The organism is Halomonas sp. MCCC 1A11062, from assembly GCF_021404355.1.
GTDB lineage: Bacteria > Pseudomonadota > Gammaproteobacteria > Pseudomonadales > Halomonadaceae > Halomonas > Halomonas aerodenitrificans.
On the sequence record NZ_JABFTW010000031.1, the window covers coordinates 28283 to 42352 of the forward strand.

At 61.3% G+C, this 14070-nt stretch carries 17 protein-coding genes and 1 pseudogene; 9 read left to right on the forward strand and 9 right to left on the reverse strand.

Features of this window, described 5'->3' with window-relative positions; translation table 11 throughout:
• Positions 1-11: 11 nt before the first annotated feature.
• Positions 12-608 carry a bifunctional phosphoserine phosphatase/homoserine phosphotransferase ThrH gene (gene thrH / locus HOP58_RS20905; protein ID WP_086508245.1) on the forward strand — a complete coding sequence of 199 codons (597 nt, stop codon included), beginning with the start codon at positions 12-14 and terminating at the stop codon, positions 606-608.
• A gap of 133 nt (positions 609-741) precedes the next feature.
• Here thrH and HOP58_RS20910 read toward each other — a convergent pair whose 3' ends face one another.
• The 5 genes from HOP58_RS20910 to HOP58_RS20930 form a co-directional block, all read right to left on the reverse strand.
• Positions 742-996, reverse strand: coding sequence for a nucleotidyltransferase family protein (locus tag HOP58_RS20910; protein ID WP_234261501.1), 255 nt, complete (start codon positions 994-996; stop codon positions 742-744).
• A gap of 354 nt (positions 997-1350) precedes the next feature.
• Entirely contained in the window at positions 1351-2238 is an 888-nt protein-coding gene (locus HOP58_RS20915) for a DUF6544 family protein (protein WP_234261504.1), read from the reverse strand.
• A 71-nt stretch (positions 2239-2309) separates the two neighbouring features.
• A complete protein-coding gene (locus HOP58_RS20920) occupies positions 2310-3323 on the reverse strand; it encodes a sensor domain-containing diguanylate cyclase (RefSeq protein WP_234261506.1) in 1014 nt (337 codons plus the stop codon).
• 174 nt (positions 3324-3497) lie between these two features.
• Complete coding sequence (locus tag HOP58_RS20925; protein ID WP_234261508.1) at positions 3498-4736, reverse strand: hypothetical protein; 1239 nt, start codon at positions 4734-4736, stop codon at positions 3498-3500.
• Positions 4737-4824: 88 nt separating this feature from the next.
• On the reverse strand, positions 4825-5229 hold the full coding sequence (locus HOP58_RS20930; RefSeq protein ID WP_234261510.1) for a GFA family protein: 405 nt from the start codon (positions 5227-5229) through the stop codon (positions 4825-4827).
• A 158-nt stretch (positions 5230-5387) separates the two neighbouring features.
• Between HOP58_RS20930 and HOP58_RS20935 the strand changes: the two genes are divergently transcribed.
• Positions 5388-5720 carry an antibiotic biosynthesis monooxygenase gene (locus HOP58_RS20935; protein WP_234261511.1) on the forward strand — a complete coding sequence of 111 codons (333 nt, stop codon included), beginning with the start codon at positions 5388-5390 and terminating at the stop codon, positions 5718-5720.
• Positions 5721-5741: 21 nt separating this feature from the next.
• Positions 5742-6398 carry a 5'-methylthioadenosine/S-adenosylhomocysteine nucleosidase gene (locus tag HOP58_RS20940; RefSeq protein WP_234261512.1) on the forward strand — a complete coding sequence of 219 codons (657 nt, stop codon included), beginning with the start codon at positions 5742-5744 and terminating at the stop codon, positions 6396-6398.
• Positions 6399-6409: 11 nt separating this feature from the next.
• On the opposite strand, the pseudogene HOP58_RS20945 reads toward HOP58_RS20940, so the two are convergent.
• The 4 genes and pseudogenes from HOP58_RS20945 to HOP58_RS20960 all read right to left on the reverse strand — a co-directional run.
• Positions 6410-6631 (reverse strand): annotated as a pseudogene (locus HOP58_RS20945) (thioredoxin domain-containing protein); the annotation flags it as partial.
• A 15-nt stretch (positions 6632-6646) separates the two neighbouring features.
• Positions 6647-7522 carry an amidohydrolase family protein gene (locus HOP58_RS20950; RefSeq protein WP_234261513.1) on the reverse strand — a complete coding sequence of 292 codons (876 nt, stop codon included), beginning with the start codon at positions 7520-7522 and terminating at the stop codon, positions 6647-6649.
• Between the two features lie 60 nt (positions 7523-7582).
• Positions 7583-7981, reverse strand: a complete 399-nt coding sequence (locus tag HOP58_RS20955; protein WP_234261514.1) for a RidA family protein — start codon at positions 7979-7981, stop codon at positions 7583-7585.
• 15 nt (positions 7982-7996) lie between these two features.
• The gene (locus HOP58_RS20960) at positions 7997-8959 is read right to left on the reverse strand and encodes a tripartite tricarboxylate transporter substrate binding protein (RefSeq protein WP_234261515.1); all 963 of its coding nucleotides are present in this window, start codon (positions 8957-8959) and stop codon (positions 7997-7999) included.
• A gap of 390 nt (positions 8960-9349) precedes the next feature.
• Here HOP58_RS20960 and HOP58_RS20965 point away from each other — a divergent pair, with 390 nt between their 5' ends.
• Genes HOP58_RS20965 through hpaI form a run of 6 tightly spaced genes read left to right on the forward strand, consistent with a single transcriptional unit; the run spans position 9350 to position 13841 of the window.
• Positions 9350-9934 carry a flavin reductase family protein gene (locus HOP58_RS20965; protein WP_234261516.1) on the forward strand — a complete coding sequence of 195 codons (585 nt, stop codon included), beginning with the start codon at positions 9350-9352 and terminating at the stop codon, positions 9932-9934.
• Positions 9931-10779, forward strand: coding sequence for an IclR family transcriptional regulator (locus tag HOP58_RS20970; RefSeq protein ID WP_234261517.1), 849 nt, complete (start codon positions 9931-9933; stop codon positions 10777-10779). The genes HOP58_RS20965 and HOP58_RS20970 overlap by 4 nt, the downstream gene beginning before the upstream one ends.
• A 21-nt stretch (positions 10780-10800) precedes the next feature.
• The gene (locus HOP58_RS20975) at positions 10801-11487 is read left to right on the forward strand and encodes a fumarylacetoacetate hydrolase family protein (RefSeq protein ID WP_234261519.1); all 687 of its coding nucleotides are present in this window, start codon (positions 10801-10803) and stop codon (positions 11485-11487) included.
• On the forward strand, positions 11484-12230 hold the full coding sequence (locus HOP58_RS20980) for a fumarylacetoacetate hydrolase family protein (protein ID WP_234261522.1): 747 nt from the start codon (positions 11484-11486) through the stop codon (positions 12228-12230). The genes HOP58_RS20975 and HOP58_RS20980 overlap by 4 nt, the downstream gene beginning before the upstream one ends.
• Positions 12230-13033, forward strand: a complete 804-nt coding sequence (hpaH, locus tag HOP58_RS20985) for a 2-oxo-hept-4-ene-1,7-dioate hydratase (protein ID WP_234261524.1) — start codon at positions 12230-12232, stop codon at positions 13031-13033. Before HOP58_RS20980 ends, hpaH begins: the two co-directional genes overlap by 1 nt.
• Before the next feature lie 10 nt (positions 13034-13043).
• Positions 13044-13841, forward strand: a complete 798-nt coding sequence (gene hpaI / locus HOP58_RS20990) for a 4-hydroxy-2-oxoheptanedioate aldolase (protein ID WP_234261526.1) — start codon at positions 13044-13046, stop codon at positions 13839-13841.
• Positions 13842-14070 lie beyond the last annotated feature (229 nt).

Sequence of the window (14070 nt, forward strand, 5' to 3'; positions counted from 1 at the left end):
GAGGATTTATCATGAAAATTGCCTGCATAGACCTAGAAGGTGTGCTGATTCCTGAGCTATGGCCACACATTGCCCAAGAAACGGGCATAGCATCGTTATCGCTTACAACTCGGGAATTTCCAAACTACCCTGAATTAATGCGGACTCGCATCGAGACACTCAGACGGAATAGTCTGACATTGGCTACCTTGCAGTCGATTACCGCGAACATCACTCCATTTCCTGATGCACAAGAGTTCCTTCATCGGCTTCAGAAAGAGTATGACGTGTCTATAATTTCCGATTGCTTTCACGAGCTTATAGGACCTATTCTCAACACACTGGGCAGCCCCAAAATAAAGTGTCACCGATTCAACATCGATCCAGCAGGCTATGTCGATCACTGCGTCTATTTCAACAGGCAAGGTAAGGAAACTCATGTGGCACAAGCGCTGACGGAAGGTGCTAAAGTCCTTGCTGTCGGAGATGCATATAACGACTTGAATATGCTCCGGCTCGCTCACCACGGCTTCTTGATACGCCCTAGTAATTCGACACGCGCTGCCGCCCCCGAACTTCCGGTAGTAAACTCTCTAAGCGAGGTGTTTGAAAGGGTCGCTTTCGAATAGCCCCTAGAGCTAACGTTCTTCCAGCGATAGCCGCCATCCCGGGCTCACGCTTTCGGTCGCTTCACCTAAAATCCGCGCTTGAGCAGCCCCCTCGAAGGGCTGTCGGGTATCGCCTCACGCTCCACATAGGGTCTTAGCTAGGGCGCAGCGCCTTATCAGTCACAAGACCCATAGGATGGCCTAGCAGATCCTCCAGGTAGAACTGCACCCCGAAATAACGCGCCGAGGTAGCCGGGCCGTCGAAGCCCACAAGAATGTCGATGTCGCTGTCGTAGCGAGCCTCATCGCGCGACATGGAACCAAAAAGAGCCAACGAGGTGGCGCCATACTCGCTGGATAGCGACGGCAGGTGTTCTCGCAACAGCTGTAACGTCTCGGTTCTGTCCATTTTGCGCTACTTCAGCAACGTTGAGCCTTCGGCAACCCGATAACTATGGCAGCCCATGGCTTAGCCTAGCATGGGTGGCGACCTAGGACTGCTTTAGGGATAGGTTGCCGCATGGATCACAGGATGACCTCACGCCAGCCCAGCGCAAGACCTTGAGACAGCGGCTGGATGCGGAAATCAACGCGAGGACATAATCATGGGCCGTAACATTTTCGAGGAACTCGTCTAGAGCTTCGACGCATTGGCAGATGAGCGCCAAGCCCAAATGCCCAGGCCATGACAATCATTCGACTGGTCCAGTAGTATTTTGAAACCCTTGAGCATCTCGCTAATCTTGCCTAGTGCCATCGAGCACTACGACACCGGAAACCGCACCTCTCCAACCCTCACCCGAAAGAAAGGAAAGTACGCCTCGGTGCCGAAGTGATTGCCCGCCTCGACCTTGGTGGGCAGGGTGTAGCCTTCGAAGTTTTGGAAGTCGCCCAGGTAGCCGCCGAAGGGCTGGAGCCGCCACTCCTTCTCGGGGTTGGCGTTGCTCCAGCGCTGGAACTGTACCCAGCGCGGTTGGCCATTCTCGTCCACGGCGATTTCGATGGCTTGTTCCAGCGTGCCGCGGGTGATGATCGCACGCGCCAGATTGGGCTCGCCGATCTCTTCCCAGCGCACTCCGGCCTCTTCCAAGCGCACTTCGTGCTGGGGCAGCAGCGCTGCCGGTGCCCAGAAGGCGGCTTCCGCCACCGCTCGGCCGAACGAGGCGCGTAGGTGGTTGTCGTCGCCCCCGGCCCTGGCGACAGGCAGCGTGCCGTTGAGCCAGAAGCGCGTCCAGGAACGGCCGTTCGCCATGCCGTCCGAGCCGCTCATTTGCATCAGGCCGGCGCCGGCTCGTTCGAGCCGCCAAATGAAGCCGTGTGGCGGGGCGAGTATCTGGCGGGCCCGCATGGGGCGATAGCCGGGTGCTTCCTTGCTACCGAGGCCAATTTCCCCCGTCATATGGATTTCACTGACGAGATGAAGCGGCGTACCTGGGGCGATGGTGTAGAGGAAGTAACGCCTGGCGGCGTCGGGAAGGCCTTCCACCATGGCGGGATCGAACGCTTCGACGGTGGCAGGCGCCTGGGCTTGCAGCCATGCCCAGGAATTATCCATCGCACGGTTATCGGCCAGGCGCCAGGCCTGCATGGCCAGCACGCCGGTGAGTAGCAGCGCCAGCGGCAGGGTTACGGCCGCTGCCAGGTATGCCATTCGCCTGCTCCTTCGCTCCGCTGGCGTTCCCGTTTCAGCCTTCAGAGGCAGTCACCTTCTCGTGGAATGCGTTAATCAGACGCTTCTCGATGATACTCCCGCTTGGCGGCGAGTAGCTGCTGGTCAGCGCGGGCGGCGAGGCTTTCCAGGCTGTCATCGCGGCGCAGAGTGGCAATCCCCACGCTGATCGAGATGGCGGTCAGCTCGTGTGTCTGTTGCTGCAGGCGCTCGGCGGTGGCACGGGCGTCGTCGTTGCTGCTCTCGGGTAGCAGGATCAAGAATTCATCGCCGCCGAAGCGGCCCAGCAGGTCGTTTGCACGCAAGGCGCTCTGCAGGCTCGCGGCAACCCGTTTGAGCGCGGTATCCCCTGCCTCGTGGCCTTGGGTATCGTTGACCTGCTTGAAGGCGTCCAGGTCGATCATCAACACGCTGAGCGCGGTGCCATAGCGCCATGCCCGCTCGATTTCGCGCTGGCCCAGGGTCTCGATATGCCGGCGGTTATAGCAGCCGGTAAGAAAGTCGCGGGTGGCCATCTCCTTGAGCTGGCCGTTGAGCAGCCTGAGCTCGCGGTTGGCGTGCTGCAACTCAGCGGTACGTTGCTCCACGCGCGCTTCCAGCACCTGGTTGTGCCGCTCCATCGCATCCCGGGCCTGATGCAGTTCGGTCACGTCCTGAGAGATGCCGAAAAGATGGGTGACGCGCTGCGGGTCGTCGTCAGCATTGTGCAGCGGCACGATCAGCGTCAGCCAGTAGCCGTACTGCTCGTTGCCATGCTCATCGAAGAAGGCGGCATGTTCTTGATAGCGCATCGGCTTGTTCCGCGCCACGCATTCACGGTAGCGCGCATAGATCGACTCAGCCGTAGCAGCAGGCAAGAATGCCGACAGCGGCTGGCCCAGGCACTCACGGCCAATGGTATCGACCTGCGCCGGGTTGGCTGCCTCGAGTATGAAGTGGCCGTCCTCTTCCACACGTACCAGGAACATGTTCTCGGGGAAGTGATTCCACAGCTCGCGAATCAGCGGATGCCCCATCAGGCCATCGTGGAAGGATTGCTGCGTCTGCTGAGGCGGTTCAACTGTCATGCGATCACCCGCGGCGAGGTTTACACTACCTTTACAGCAACCACATGACCTGGCAAGTGTCGCCAGCCTGTCCGGAGCAGGCTGCCGCATTCGGCACAGAACACCGGGCGCCCAACCGCCCAAAGCACTGCGCCAGGCGAGTCTCGAGACGGCCGGCTTGAGATAAGGGCCTGCCTATCTCGGATCTCTGCCTCCCACGGTCACCCTGCCGATGTGGTTGGTGCCGCTCTGATGGATCAGCAGGGCTTCGCCGTCGAGGGTGGTGCGCATGTGGCGCAGGATGCCGGCATGTACCGGGCTTGAGGGGATCGGCCAGCTCTGGAAGGATTCCGCCTCGGGATCGAAGCGCACCAGCATGTCCGGCCGCACGCCGCTTTCGTTGTACCAGACCGCTCCGTCGAACACGGCGATGGCATAGGGATGGGCGTCCGGGCCGCTGGGCGAGTCCCACTCCTGGATGTCGCCGCTTTCGGGGTCGTAACGCCCCAGCCGGCCCAGCCCGGAATTGACCCACCAGATGATGTCGTCTTCGTCGATATCGAGTCGACGTACCGTGGTGCCGGCCTCGGGCAAGGCGATCTCGCTCACTTCCATCGATTCGGGGTCGACGCGCAGCAGGCAGTTCGCCCCATTGCAGGAGGCCCAGACGGTGCCATCCGAGGCGATCTTCAGCCCATAGGGCCGCGAGCCTTCACGCGGACTGGTGGCCAATTGCACGTCTCCAGTTTCCGGATCCAAGCGGCCGATCATGTTGCTCTGCTGCAGGGTGAACCAGAGGATGCCGTTCTCGGTGAACTCGGCGGTGTGTGGATCGCGAGCGGCCTCGTCGGGCATGGGATATTCGGTGATCTCACCGGTTTGCGGGTCGAATCGCCCCATGGTGGCGTTGCGGTTGCCGGTGTACCAAGCTGCGCCGTCGGGGCCGATGTTGACCGAGTGGGGCCTTGCGCCCGAGGGCAGCTCGAACTCCTCCATCTCGCCCGTTTCGGGGTCGAGTCGGCCGAGGATGTCCAGCCACTGCCCTACCCACCAGATGCTGCCGTCCGGCGCTTCGACCGGGTCGCGAGAGCGCTGCCCCAGCGTGGGCACCTTCCACTCTTCGAACTGGATGCTCAGCGGGCCATCGGCGGGCGTTGCGGCCCGATTATCGCTGGGCGGGAAGTGCTCGGCGAGATAGCCGAGGATCTCTTCCTGCCGCTCGGGGGCGTCCGACAGGTCGATCATGGTGGAGACGAGGAAGTCCCACTCCTCATGGGTGTACCCTGAGCTGCGCTCGATCAGGTTGACGCCGTGACAGGCAGCGCAGACGGCTTCGACCGTCTCCCGACCTTCCCCTGCCGGCAGCGCGAGGGCGGCGTAGGGGTGGTACAGCACGGCTGCCAGGAAAACGGAACCAAGCGTTCTGCGAGCCATGTCGTTGTTCTCGGTGGTGACAAAGTCCTCTGAGCGTAGCCAATAACCCAGGGCAACCCAACAGACGACGCCAGGCTACCGGTAAGGATCAGCGCTTCGGCGCCGCTTGCGGATAACGCGGCAGATCATCGGCAAGCTCGTACCACTCGGCCTTGGACGAGACCCAGGCGTGGTAGCGTTTGCTGGGCGATACCGGGGTATCCAGGGTGCCGAGGCGCAGCCGCTTGGCCTCGGGCAGGTCGTCGCGGGCGCTGTAGAGCGGGCTGCCGCACTCGGCGCAGAACACCCGTACCTTGCCCGGCGTGGCGCGATACTCCTTGAGGTATGCCGCGCCCTGGGTGATGCAAAACTCGGCCGAGCGGATCGGCGCCACGGCGACGAAGGCCGAACCCTGGGCCTTCTGGCACTGCTTGCAGTGGCACATGGAGACTTCGTCGATCTCGCCACGGTATTCATATTTCACTTTCCCGCACAGGCAGCTTCCCTGGTGCATCGGCCTCTTCTCCCGGTGGCTTTCGCTTACCATACCCGTTTCGCTATCGGCCGCCACGCTCGCCAATGGTATGGAGTACACCCTACGCTTGCCCCCTGTCGGCGTCGATGTCATCGTCTTTCGGTGACCATCAGCCGCTGACCACAAGGAGCATTGTCGTGTTCATCGCCATGAACCGTTTTCGGGTCAATCCCGAGCGAGTGGAAGAGTTCGAGCAGATCTGGCTGGAGCGGGAGACCCACCTGCAGGGCCTGCCCGGCTTCGTCGAGTTCCATATGCTGCGCGGCCCCGAGAAGGAAGACCACGTGCTCTACGCCTCGCACACCATCTGGCGCTCGCGGGATGACTTCGAGGCCTGGACCCACTCCGAGGCATTCCGCAAGGCCCACGCCAACGCCGGCCAGAGCAAGCGCGAGGGGCTCTACCTGGGCCCGCCGAACTTCGAAGGGTTCGAGGTCATCCAGACGGTCGGCAACGATGGCGATGCCTGAGGCGCGGATGAGGATCGAAGCATGAGCGCGGCACGGCGTACGCCTCCGGCGCTGACCACACTGGGCGGCCGCCAGGTGCTGTTCGCCATGGCGGCCGAGGCCGAATATGGCCCGCATCTCAAGCAGCGTTTTGCGCCGTTCATGACCGGCGTTGGCCCGGTGGAGGCAGCGGTGGAGCTCACCGCGGCCCTGGCCGCTCTTGCTCAACAGGGGCACCTGCCGGACCTGGTGGTGTCGCTGGGCTCGGCGGGCAGCCGGGTGCTGGAGCAGACTGAGATCTATCAGGCCACGTCCGTCGCCTACCGCGACATGGACGCCTCACCGCTGGGCTTCGAGAAGGGCACCACGCCCTTCCTCGACCTGCCGGCGATCGTTCCCCTACCGCTGCGCATTCCCGGCATTCGTGAGGCCACGCTTTCCACCGGCGCCAATATCGTCTCGGGCGAAGCCTATGCCGCCATCGCTGCGGATATGGTGGACATGGAGAGCTACGCCTGCCTGCGCGCCTGCATGCGCTTCAACGTGCCGCTGGTGGTGCTGCGCGGCATCTCGGACGGCAAGGCGGAGCTACACCACGTGAATGACTGGACGGAGTATCTGCACGTCATCGACGAGAAGCTGGCCGCCGCCGTGGACCGGCTTGGCGAGGCTCTCGCCGAGGGGCTGTTGGATCGCTGACCTGGTGGGCTTCAAACCAGGAAAGGCTCGAGCCAGCGCTTGAGCTGTGAGCCCTGCATCAACCCGGCCTGGCGAGCGATCTCACGCCCCTCCTTGAACACGATCAGAGTGGGAATGCTGCGAATGCCGAAGCGCCCGGCCAGGCCCGGCTCTGCCTCGGTGTCGAGCTTGGCGAAGCGGATGCGCGGCTCCAGCTCGGCGGCGGTCTGGGCGAAGACCGGCGCCATCGGTTCAAGCGAGCGGGTGGTTCAACGTCCGAAACCAAAGAGCTCCGCTGGATTGTCGACCAGGATTTTCTGTCGCTCTACCTCTCCGGGTGCGTAGCGGTAAAGCAGCTCGAGCAATTCAGCATCGTTGGGCGGCGGCGACTTGGAAAGCGGGTGTGGCCAATCACTGGCCCACACCACACGATCAGGGGCGGCATCGATATAAGCGCGAGCGATCGGCAGTACGTCATCCCAGGGGGGGCCTTGAGTAGAAATTTTTTCTCCCAACGAAAGCATCACCCAGAAATTGCCTTTCTTGAGCAGCTCAATGGTCTTTTGGACATTGGGGTCGTCCACGCCCAAGTCGGCATCTGCCCGCCCCAAGTGATCGATGAGCACTGGGGTAGTTATGTTTTCGTAGAGCTCGACACTTTCCAGGATGCCATTTTTCTCCGGCTGGATTTTCATGTACCAGCCCAGTTCTCTGAGGCGATCTGCGGCGAGCCGAAACTCCTTCGACGACAGGCCAACGCCCAGTTCCTTGCGAAAGGTGAACCGCGCACCGCGTACACCCGCGCTGTGAAGCGCCTCGATGTAAGCCTCCTCACGCTCCTTGAGCACGATGGCATTGGCACAGCCACGATAATTGGGGCCGGCCTGCTTGAGGGCATCGAGGATAACGCTGTGGTCGGCGCCATAGGTGGTGGCCTGGACGATGATGCCACGCTCGATACCCAGAGCACGGTGCATCTTCAGCGCCGCTCCAATGGTCGCCGACGGCATGTTGAACGGCGCTTCCGGGCGCGGCGGATAGACATCCGTTGGGCCGAACACATGAAATTGGGCGTCGCAACTGTTCACCGGGGGCGACTGCTGGGCCGCGCGAGGTTCCGGATTGAAAGGGTAATACTCAGGCATGGTAGCTCCTGCCGTTATCGAGTCATTTCATCGCACCGGGCGCGGCCAGGGGTGGATAAATCAGAGATCGTCCGGTTGGCCGATCACAGCGAGCACGTCACACTGAATCAGAAACTTCGACTCGACCGGGTTCTGAATGGAGTGCCGTGCGGGCCTGGAGTCTGGGTCCGGGAACATCTTCAGCCATTCAGCATTCAGGGCATCGCGCTGTGAGCGGTCCTGAAGCCAAACCGTCATCTTCAGAATGTCCTCCGTGCTCCCACCAGCGGCTTCGACAATACTGCGCACATGGCGGAACATGTATGCGCATTGGGTCGCCAGGTCGGCCCCCAGCTCCCCGGTTTCCGGATCAGTTCCGTTGATAACGCCGCTGGCCAGCAGGCCCCCGACCCGACTTGCAGCCGGAATCGGGTTGGCGTGCTGAAAACCGGTGCTGTGGACGCTTTTACGTCGTGACATGCAGGTTGCCTCTCCTTAGAGCCGGATATCAGCGCTGCGAATCAGGGAAGACCAGCGTTCGTACTGCTCATTAAGGAATTCCTTGAACTCGTCGACTTCCATGGGTCGAGCCTCGGCGCCAGCGTTATCGAACCGGGCCGCCACCTCCGGATCGCTGAGAACCGTCTCCAGGGCCGTATTGAGTTTCTCGACAATTTCCGCAGGCACACCCGCCGGGCCGAACAGTCCGGTAAAGGTTTCCGTCACCGCTTCGGAATAGCCCAGCTCCTCGAGGGTGGGAACATCCGGCAGGGAAGGCAGGCGTTCAGGAGAGGAAACGGCCAAAGCATTTAGTTTACCGCTGGTGATGTACTGCTTGGCTACGGTGTACTGATCGAAGTTGAAATCCACCCTGCCGCCAAGCAGGTCCGTGGTGGCTGGAGCATTGCCGCTGTAATGCACCGTGAGCCACTCGGTCTCCAGCATGCGCTGCATCATCTCACTGATGAGATGATTCTGTGTGCCGGCGCCGGGGGAGGCCATGGTCAGCTCGCCAGGGTGAGCCTTGGCTCTTTCGAAGAGCTCCTCGGCGGTGTCCACACCCAACTCTGGGTGTACCTGCAACACGAGGGGCACGAAGGAAATGGATCCGATAGGCGTAAAATCATCTCTCCAGAAATAGTTCTCCTGGCGAAACAGCAGCGGACTGAATAGCACCGGTCCGTTGGGTGCCACGAATAGCGTGTAGCCGTCGTTATCGGAATTGACTACATGGTTCGCAGCAATCATGCCACCAGCCCCGGGCCGGTTCTCCACCACGAATGGCTGTCCAAACTCCGTCCCCAGACCTTCGGCAACGATGCGAGCAGCGACATCGACGTTACCGCCCGGGGGATAAGGCACGATCAGGTGTACGGGCTTCTCTGGCCAGGATGCCTGGGCTCCGCTGGCCAGGCACAACAAAAACAAGAGCAGAGCTATGGGTTTGAGCAGGCGCATTTTTTTATTCTCCTAAATTGACGACGCTTATGTCGTTCGACTTCGGGCGGGCGACCCACCTCGAAGCAGCATCTTTACTTTCCTAAATCTCCTACTTCGCCTTCAACCCTGGCGGCTCGATTAAGTCCAACTGATGGACTCATCAGACCATGCTGAATCAGTGCCATCCACCTTCTCCCGATAAAAACATAAAGTATCAGTGAGTTGAGAAGAGACTTATTCAGCTGAACTCGACTAGTAGTCCATATGGTGGACATTTTCGTCAGCGTTTTGTTGACCACTCGCAAACACTACGATTAGCTTCCAGTCATTCCTTTTTCCAATCGGCTACGTGAAGAATTGCTAATGAAAATAGATACCATCCTTCTCTCACCACAGGAATGCTACCGCTTGATCAGCGGCATAGTGGTACCCCGGCCAATTGCCTGGATCACTAGCCAATCCCAGGAGGGCGTGGTCAATCTGGCACCTTTCAGCTGCTTCACTTTCGTCTCCAACAGCCCACTGCTGGTAGGCGTCAACATCGGTCGGAAAGCCGGTCTCGAAAAGGACACGGCACGCAACATCCGCATGATGGAGGAGTTCGTGATCAATATCGCCGACTGGTCCATGGTGGAAGCCGTCCATGCCAGCGCGGTGGAATATGATGCACATGAAAGCGAGGTGGCAAGCCTCGGGCTGACGGTGCTGCCATCGGAAACCGTCGCCCCGCCGCGCCTGGAAATGGTGCCGATCAGCCTGGAGTGCCGCTTGCACAGCGTCACCGCTTACGGCGATACCGGCGCCGAGTTCTTCGTGGGCCAGGTCTGCCAGGTCTATGTTCAGGACAGACTCTACCAAGACGGCCGCATCGATACCCTCGCCTTGCAGCCTGTGTGTCGCATCGCCGGGGCCAACTACGCCACCCTGGGGGAGGTTCGTCAGCTCAAGCCGGTGGCACAGACACCCAAGACCATCATCGAGGCCCAACAATGAGCCATGACGACGCCATCCTTCCGCCTGAAGTCGACTCGGATACTGTCTCCGACGACATGGCCGAGGGCGGCAAAACCTTGGGCGCACGCAGCATCCGGCGAGCGTTGGCGATTCTCCGCATACTCGCTACCGGCCAGGAGCATGGCGTACGCATCACCGATATCGTCCGCGAAACCGGCCTCAACCGGCCCACGGTGCATCGCATCCTGCGCACCCTGATCGAGGAAGGGGCGGTGGAACAGGACCCGAACACGCGGCGCTACATGGTTGGCCCGGAGGTCTCCCTGCTAGGAATGTCGCGAGCCGCCCGAGTGCCGGTGAAGTCCGTGGCTGAACCCTACCTGCGCCACATTGCCGAGCAGTGTGGTGACAGCGTCTTCCTGACCATCCGCAGTGGGTTCGATTCCATCTGTGTCGATCGCAAGACGGGAAGTTATCCGGTCAAGGTGCTGTCCATCGAGGTGGGCGCACGCCGGCCTCTCGGCGTAAGCGTCTCCGGCCTGGTGCTGCTGGCCTTCGCCGACCCGGACGATAGCGAAGAAGTCATCCTCGGGAACGAGCAGCGTCTCGCCAGCCATGGTCTGGACCTGAGCGAGGTACGTCGGCGCATTAACGAAACCCGTTCTCTGGGATATGCCTACAGTCAGGTGGGCGTCGTGCCTGGCACACGGGCACTGGCGCTGCCGATATTCGACGCCAACCAACAGCTGGTGGCTTCGGTGGCGGTGTCCGCCTTGGCCGACCGCCTCAGCCCAGAGCGGCTGGCCAGCCTGATACCGCTAATCCGCCACCAGGCCGAATTGATCGCCAAACGGCTTGGCGAAGTTCAGGCCCGCCACCACTAGACCCATCTTTCAGGAGAGACCATGACATCCGATATCCTGCGCCCAGGTGGGCCCTTACTGAGCGGCTCCGTCTACGGCTGCTTGCTCAACGTCCGGGAAGAACTGGAGCGGCTTGGCGATGCCATCTATGAGGCACCTTATAATGGAGTGCCTACCGGCCCCGTGCTGTACGTGAAGACTCCCAACACCCATATCGCCGCCGGCCAGCCAGTACCAATCCCCAACGATGTGGATCAGGTGCGAGTGGGCGCGGCCCTGGGCATCGTGATCAAAACAAGCCTGACCCGTTCCAATGCGGAGCAGGCCCTTGAGGCCATCGCCGGCTACACGTTGGTCAACGACATCACCGTGCCCCACGACAGCCTGTTCCGGCAGCCACTTAAGCATAAGTGCCGTGATGGGTTCTGCCCTATCGGTCCCTGGCTGGTGAGCGCCTCCGACCTCCCGGATCCAGCCACTTTCACCGTTCGCACCTATGTGAATGACGAGTGCAGACATGAGTTTCGTCTCGATCAACTGGTGCGGCCGGTGGCCACGCTGCTCGCCGAGATTTCCGATTTTACCAGCCTTTATCCCGGCGACCTGATTCTTGCCGGCGTCTCCCCGAGTGCGCCGCTGGCAAGTGTCGGCGATGTCGTGGCAATTGAAATCGACGGTTTGGGCCGCCTGGAGAGTCCTCTGGTACGCGAAGGGGAGCAAGCCGCATGAAGTACGCACGGATCGCCTATGAAGGCCGGGTCCAGCAGGCCTGGGAAGATAGCGGGATGGTGCGTCTGGCGGATGGCCGTCGTGTGTCGGAAACCGAGGTGGTGTGGCTGCCTCCGGTGACGCCAGGCACGATCCTGGCGCTGGGCTTGAACTACGCGGACCATGCCGCGGAAATCGCCTCCCAGACGCCGGATGAGCCCATGGTGTTCCTCAAGGGGGCCAACACCCTAGTGGGCCATCGCGCCTTCACACCGCGCCCGGACGATGCCAGCAACATGCACTACGAGTGTGAGCTGGCAGTCGTGTTGGGCAGGCCGGCACGCAACGTAGCCAAGGCCGACGCCTACGATTATATCGCCGGCTACACGGTGGCCAACGACTATGCAGTACGTAACTATCTTGAAGGCTTCTATCGGCCCAATTTCCGTATCAAGAGCCGCGACAATTGCACTCCCATCGGCCCATGGCTGGTAGACGCGGCAGATATTCCCGACCCCATGGACCTGCGCCTGACCACCCGAGTCAACGGCGTCACCACTCAGGAGGGCTCCACCAGAGACATGCTCTTCGACGTACCCTTCTTGATCGAGTACTTCAGCAGCTTCATGACCTTGCAGCCAGGCGACCTGATCCTCACCGGCACTCCCAAAGGCACCGTCAATGTGATGCCCGGCGACGAGGTGGTCACCGAGATCGAGAGCATCGGCGCCCTATACAACACGATAATCGCAAGGAGACCGTGATGCTCAGCGACGACGCCATCCGCACTGCGGCCAAACGGCTCGACCGCGCCGAAAACGAACGCACCCAGATCGATCACCTGACCCTACAGTATCCGGAACTGGGCTTCGAAGACGCTTACGCCATCCAGCGTTCCTGGGTCGATATGAAGGTGGCACGTGGCCAGCGCGTGATGGGTCACAAGATCGGCCTCACCTCCCGGGCAATGCAGTTGTCCGCACGCATCGACGAGCCGGACTACGGCGTACTGCTCGACGACATGTTCTTCGAGGATAACGCCGAGATCCCTGTGGAGCGGTTCATCGTGCCGCGCCTGGAAGTCGAGTTGGCGTTCATACTCGCCCGGGACCTGACTGGCCCCGACTGCACCGTACTGGACGTGATGCGCGCGACTGAATACGTGATTCCGGCACTCGAAATCATCGATGCCCGTGTGCGCCAAGTGGATCCGGCCACCGGTGCACCGCGCAAGGTGTTCGATACCATTTCCGACAATGCCGCAAACGCCGGCCTAGTGCTGGGCGGCCGCCCCATCCGCCCATTCGACACCGACCTGCGCTGGAGCGCAGCGGTGTGCAGCCGCAACGGCCTGGTGGAGGAAACCGGCGTGGCCGCCGGTGTGCTCGGCCACCCCGCCAAGGGCATCGCCTGGCTGGCCAACAAGCTGGCCCCCTACGACGTCACCCTGAAGGCCGGGGAAATCGTGCTGGCCGGTTCATTTACCCGCCCGGTGGCGGCATCCGCTGGCGACACCTTCCACGTGGACTACGGCACGCTGGGAGCTATCGGCCTGCGCTTCGTCTAGAGGAGGCGTCATGAAACTTCCGATGAACGGTTTCAAGCAAGCCCTTGCAGAGGGTCGCCATCAGATCGGTTTGTGGTGCGCTCTGGCTGACGCCTACGGCGCCGAAATCGCCGCCTCCGCCGGCTTCGACTGGCTGCTGATCGATGGGGAGCACGGCCCCAACGACGTACGTTCGATCCTGGCGCAGCTGCAGGCGGTGGCTCCCTACGCCACCCATCCGGTGGTGCGGCCGATAAACGGCGATGCCGACACCCTCAAGCCGTTACTCGACATCGGTGTACAGACCCTGCTGGTGCCGATGGTGGAAAGCCGCGACCAGGCACGCCGTATCGTCGAGGCCACCCGCTATCCACCGCATGGGCGTCGCGGCGTGGGCGCCGGCCTGGCGCGGGCGTCGCGCTGGGGGCGAGTGCCGGACTACGTTCACTGTTGTCATGAGGAACTGTGCCTTCTGCTGCAGGTAGAAAGCCGTGCCGGGCTCGACAACCTGGAAGAGATTGCGACGGTGGAAGGCGTTGATGGAATCTTTATTGGTGCCGCCGATCTGGCTGCGGACATGGGGTATCTCGGCCAGGTCGGCCATGCGGCGGTGAACGCAGCATTACTGGACGCTTTCAAGCGTATCCGGGCGACAGGCAAGTCCGCCGGAGCGCTCACCGTCAACGAGGAGCTGGCTCATGAGCATCTCGCTGCCGGCTGTATGTTCCTGGCGGTGGGAACCGATACCTCGCTGCTGGCCAGCGCAACGGACGCGCTGCTGCGCCGCTTCAAGGATCCGTGTTCATTGACCATAGCGGGCGGCTACTGACCCCCACACGTCTAGGGGTCCAAGTCCACACCCGATAAGGAGAATAATAAATGACACGTTGCATAAACGGATTACAGGCCGGCGCCGCAGTGCTGTTGGGCCTGTTGGGGGAGTTATCGTCAAATCTGGTGGATGGCGATCAGGCCGCATTCCTGTCTGATTGATCAACCACTTGCTCCCCGTCCTGGAACTTGACGTTGCTGACGACCAGTTCCAGCTTCTGGAAGTG

Excerpts from the sequence above, each read along its gene's own strand:
- HOP58_RS20970 (WP_234261517.1), top strand. The coding sequence starts at position 9,931 with ATGAGCCATGACGACGCCATCCTTCCGCCTGAAGTCGACTCGGATACT.
- HOP58_RS20920 (WP_234261506.1), bottom strand. The coding sequence starts at position 3,323 with ATGACAGTTGAACCGCCTCAGCAGACGCAGCAATCCTTCCACGATGGC.
- thrH (WP_086508245.1), top strand. The coding sequence starts at position 12 with ATGAAAATTGCCTGCATAGACCTAGAAGGTGTGCTGATTCCTGAGCTA.
- HOP58_RS20950 (WP_234261513.1), bottom strand. The coding sequence starts at position 7,522 with ATGCCTGAGTATTACCCTTTCAATCCGGAACCTCGCGCGGCCCAGCAG.
- HOP58_RS20930 (WP_234261510.1), bottom strand. The coding sequence starts at position 5,229 with ATGCACCAGGGAAGCTGCCTGTGCGGGAAAGTGAAATATGAATACCGT.
- HOP58_RS20915 (WP_234261504.1), bottom strand. The coding sequence starts at position 2,238 with ATGGCATACCTGGCAGCGGCCGTAACCCTGCCGCTGGCGCTGCTACTC.
- HOP58_RS20960 (WP_234261515.1), bottom strand. The coding sequence starts at position 8,959 with ATGCGCCTGCTCAAACCCATAGCTCTGCTCTTGTTTTTGTTGTGCCTG.
- hpaI (WP_234261526.1), top strand. The coding sequence starts at position 13,044 with ATGAAACTTCCGATGAACGGTTTCAAGCAAGCCCTTGCAGAGGGTCGC.
- HOP58_RS20925 (WP_234261508.1), bottom strand. The coding sequence starts at position 4,736 with ATGGCTCGCAGAACGCTTGGTTCCGTTTTCCTGGCAGCCGTGCTGTAC.
- hpaH (WP_234261524.1), top strand. The coding sequence starts at position 12,230 with ATGCTCAGCGACGACGCCATCCGCACTGCGGCCAAACGGCTCGACCGC.
- HOP58_RS20940 (WP_234261512.1), top strand. The coding sequence starts at position 5,742 with ATGAGCGCGGCACGGCGTACGCCTCCGGCGCTGACCACACTGGGCGGC.
- HOP58_RS20980 (WP_234261522.1), top strand. The coding sequence starts at position 11,484 with ATGAAGTACGCACGGATCGCCTATGAAGGCCGGGTCCAGCAGGCCTGG.
- HOP58_RS20910 (WP_234261501.1), bottom strand. The coding sequence starts at position 996 with ATGGACAGAACCGAGACGTTACAGCTGTTGCGAGAACACCTGCCGTCG.
- HOP58_RS20975 (WP_234261519.1), top strand. The coding sequence starts at position 10,801 with ATGACATCCGATATCCTGCGCCCAGGTGGGCCCTTACTGAGCGGCTCC.
- HOP58_RS20955 (WP_234261514.1), bottom strand. The coding sequence starts at position 7,981 with ATGTCACGACGTAAAAGCGTCCACAGCACCGGTTTTCAGCACGCCAAC.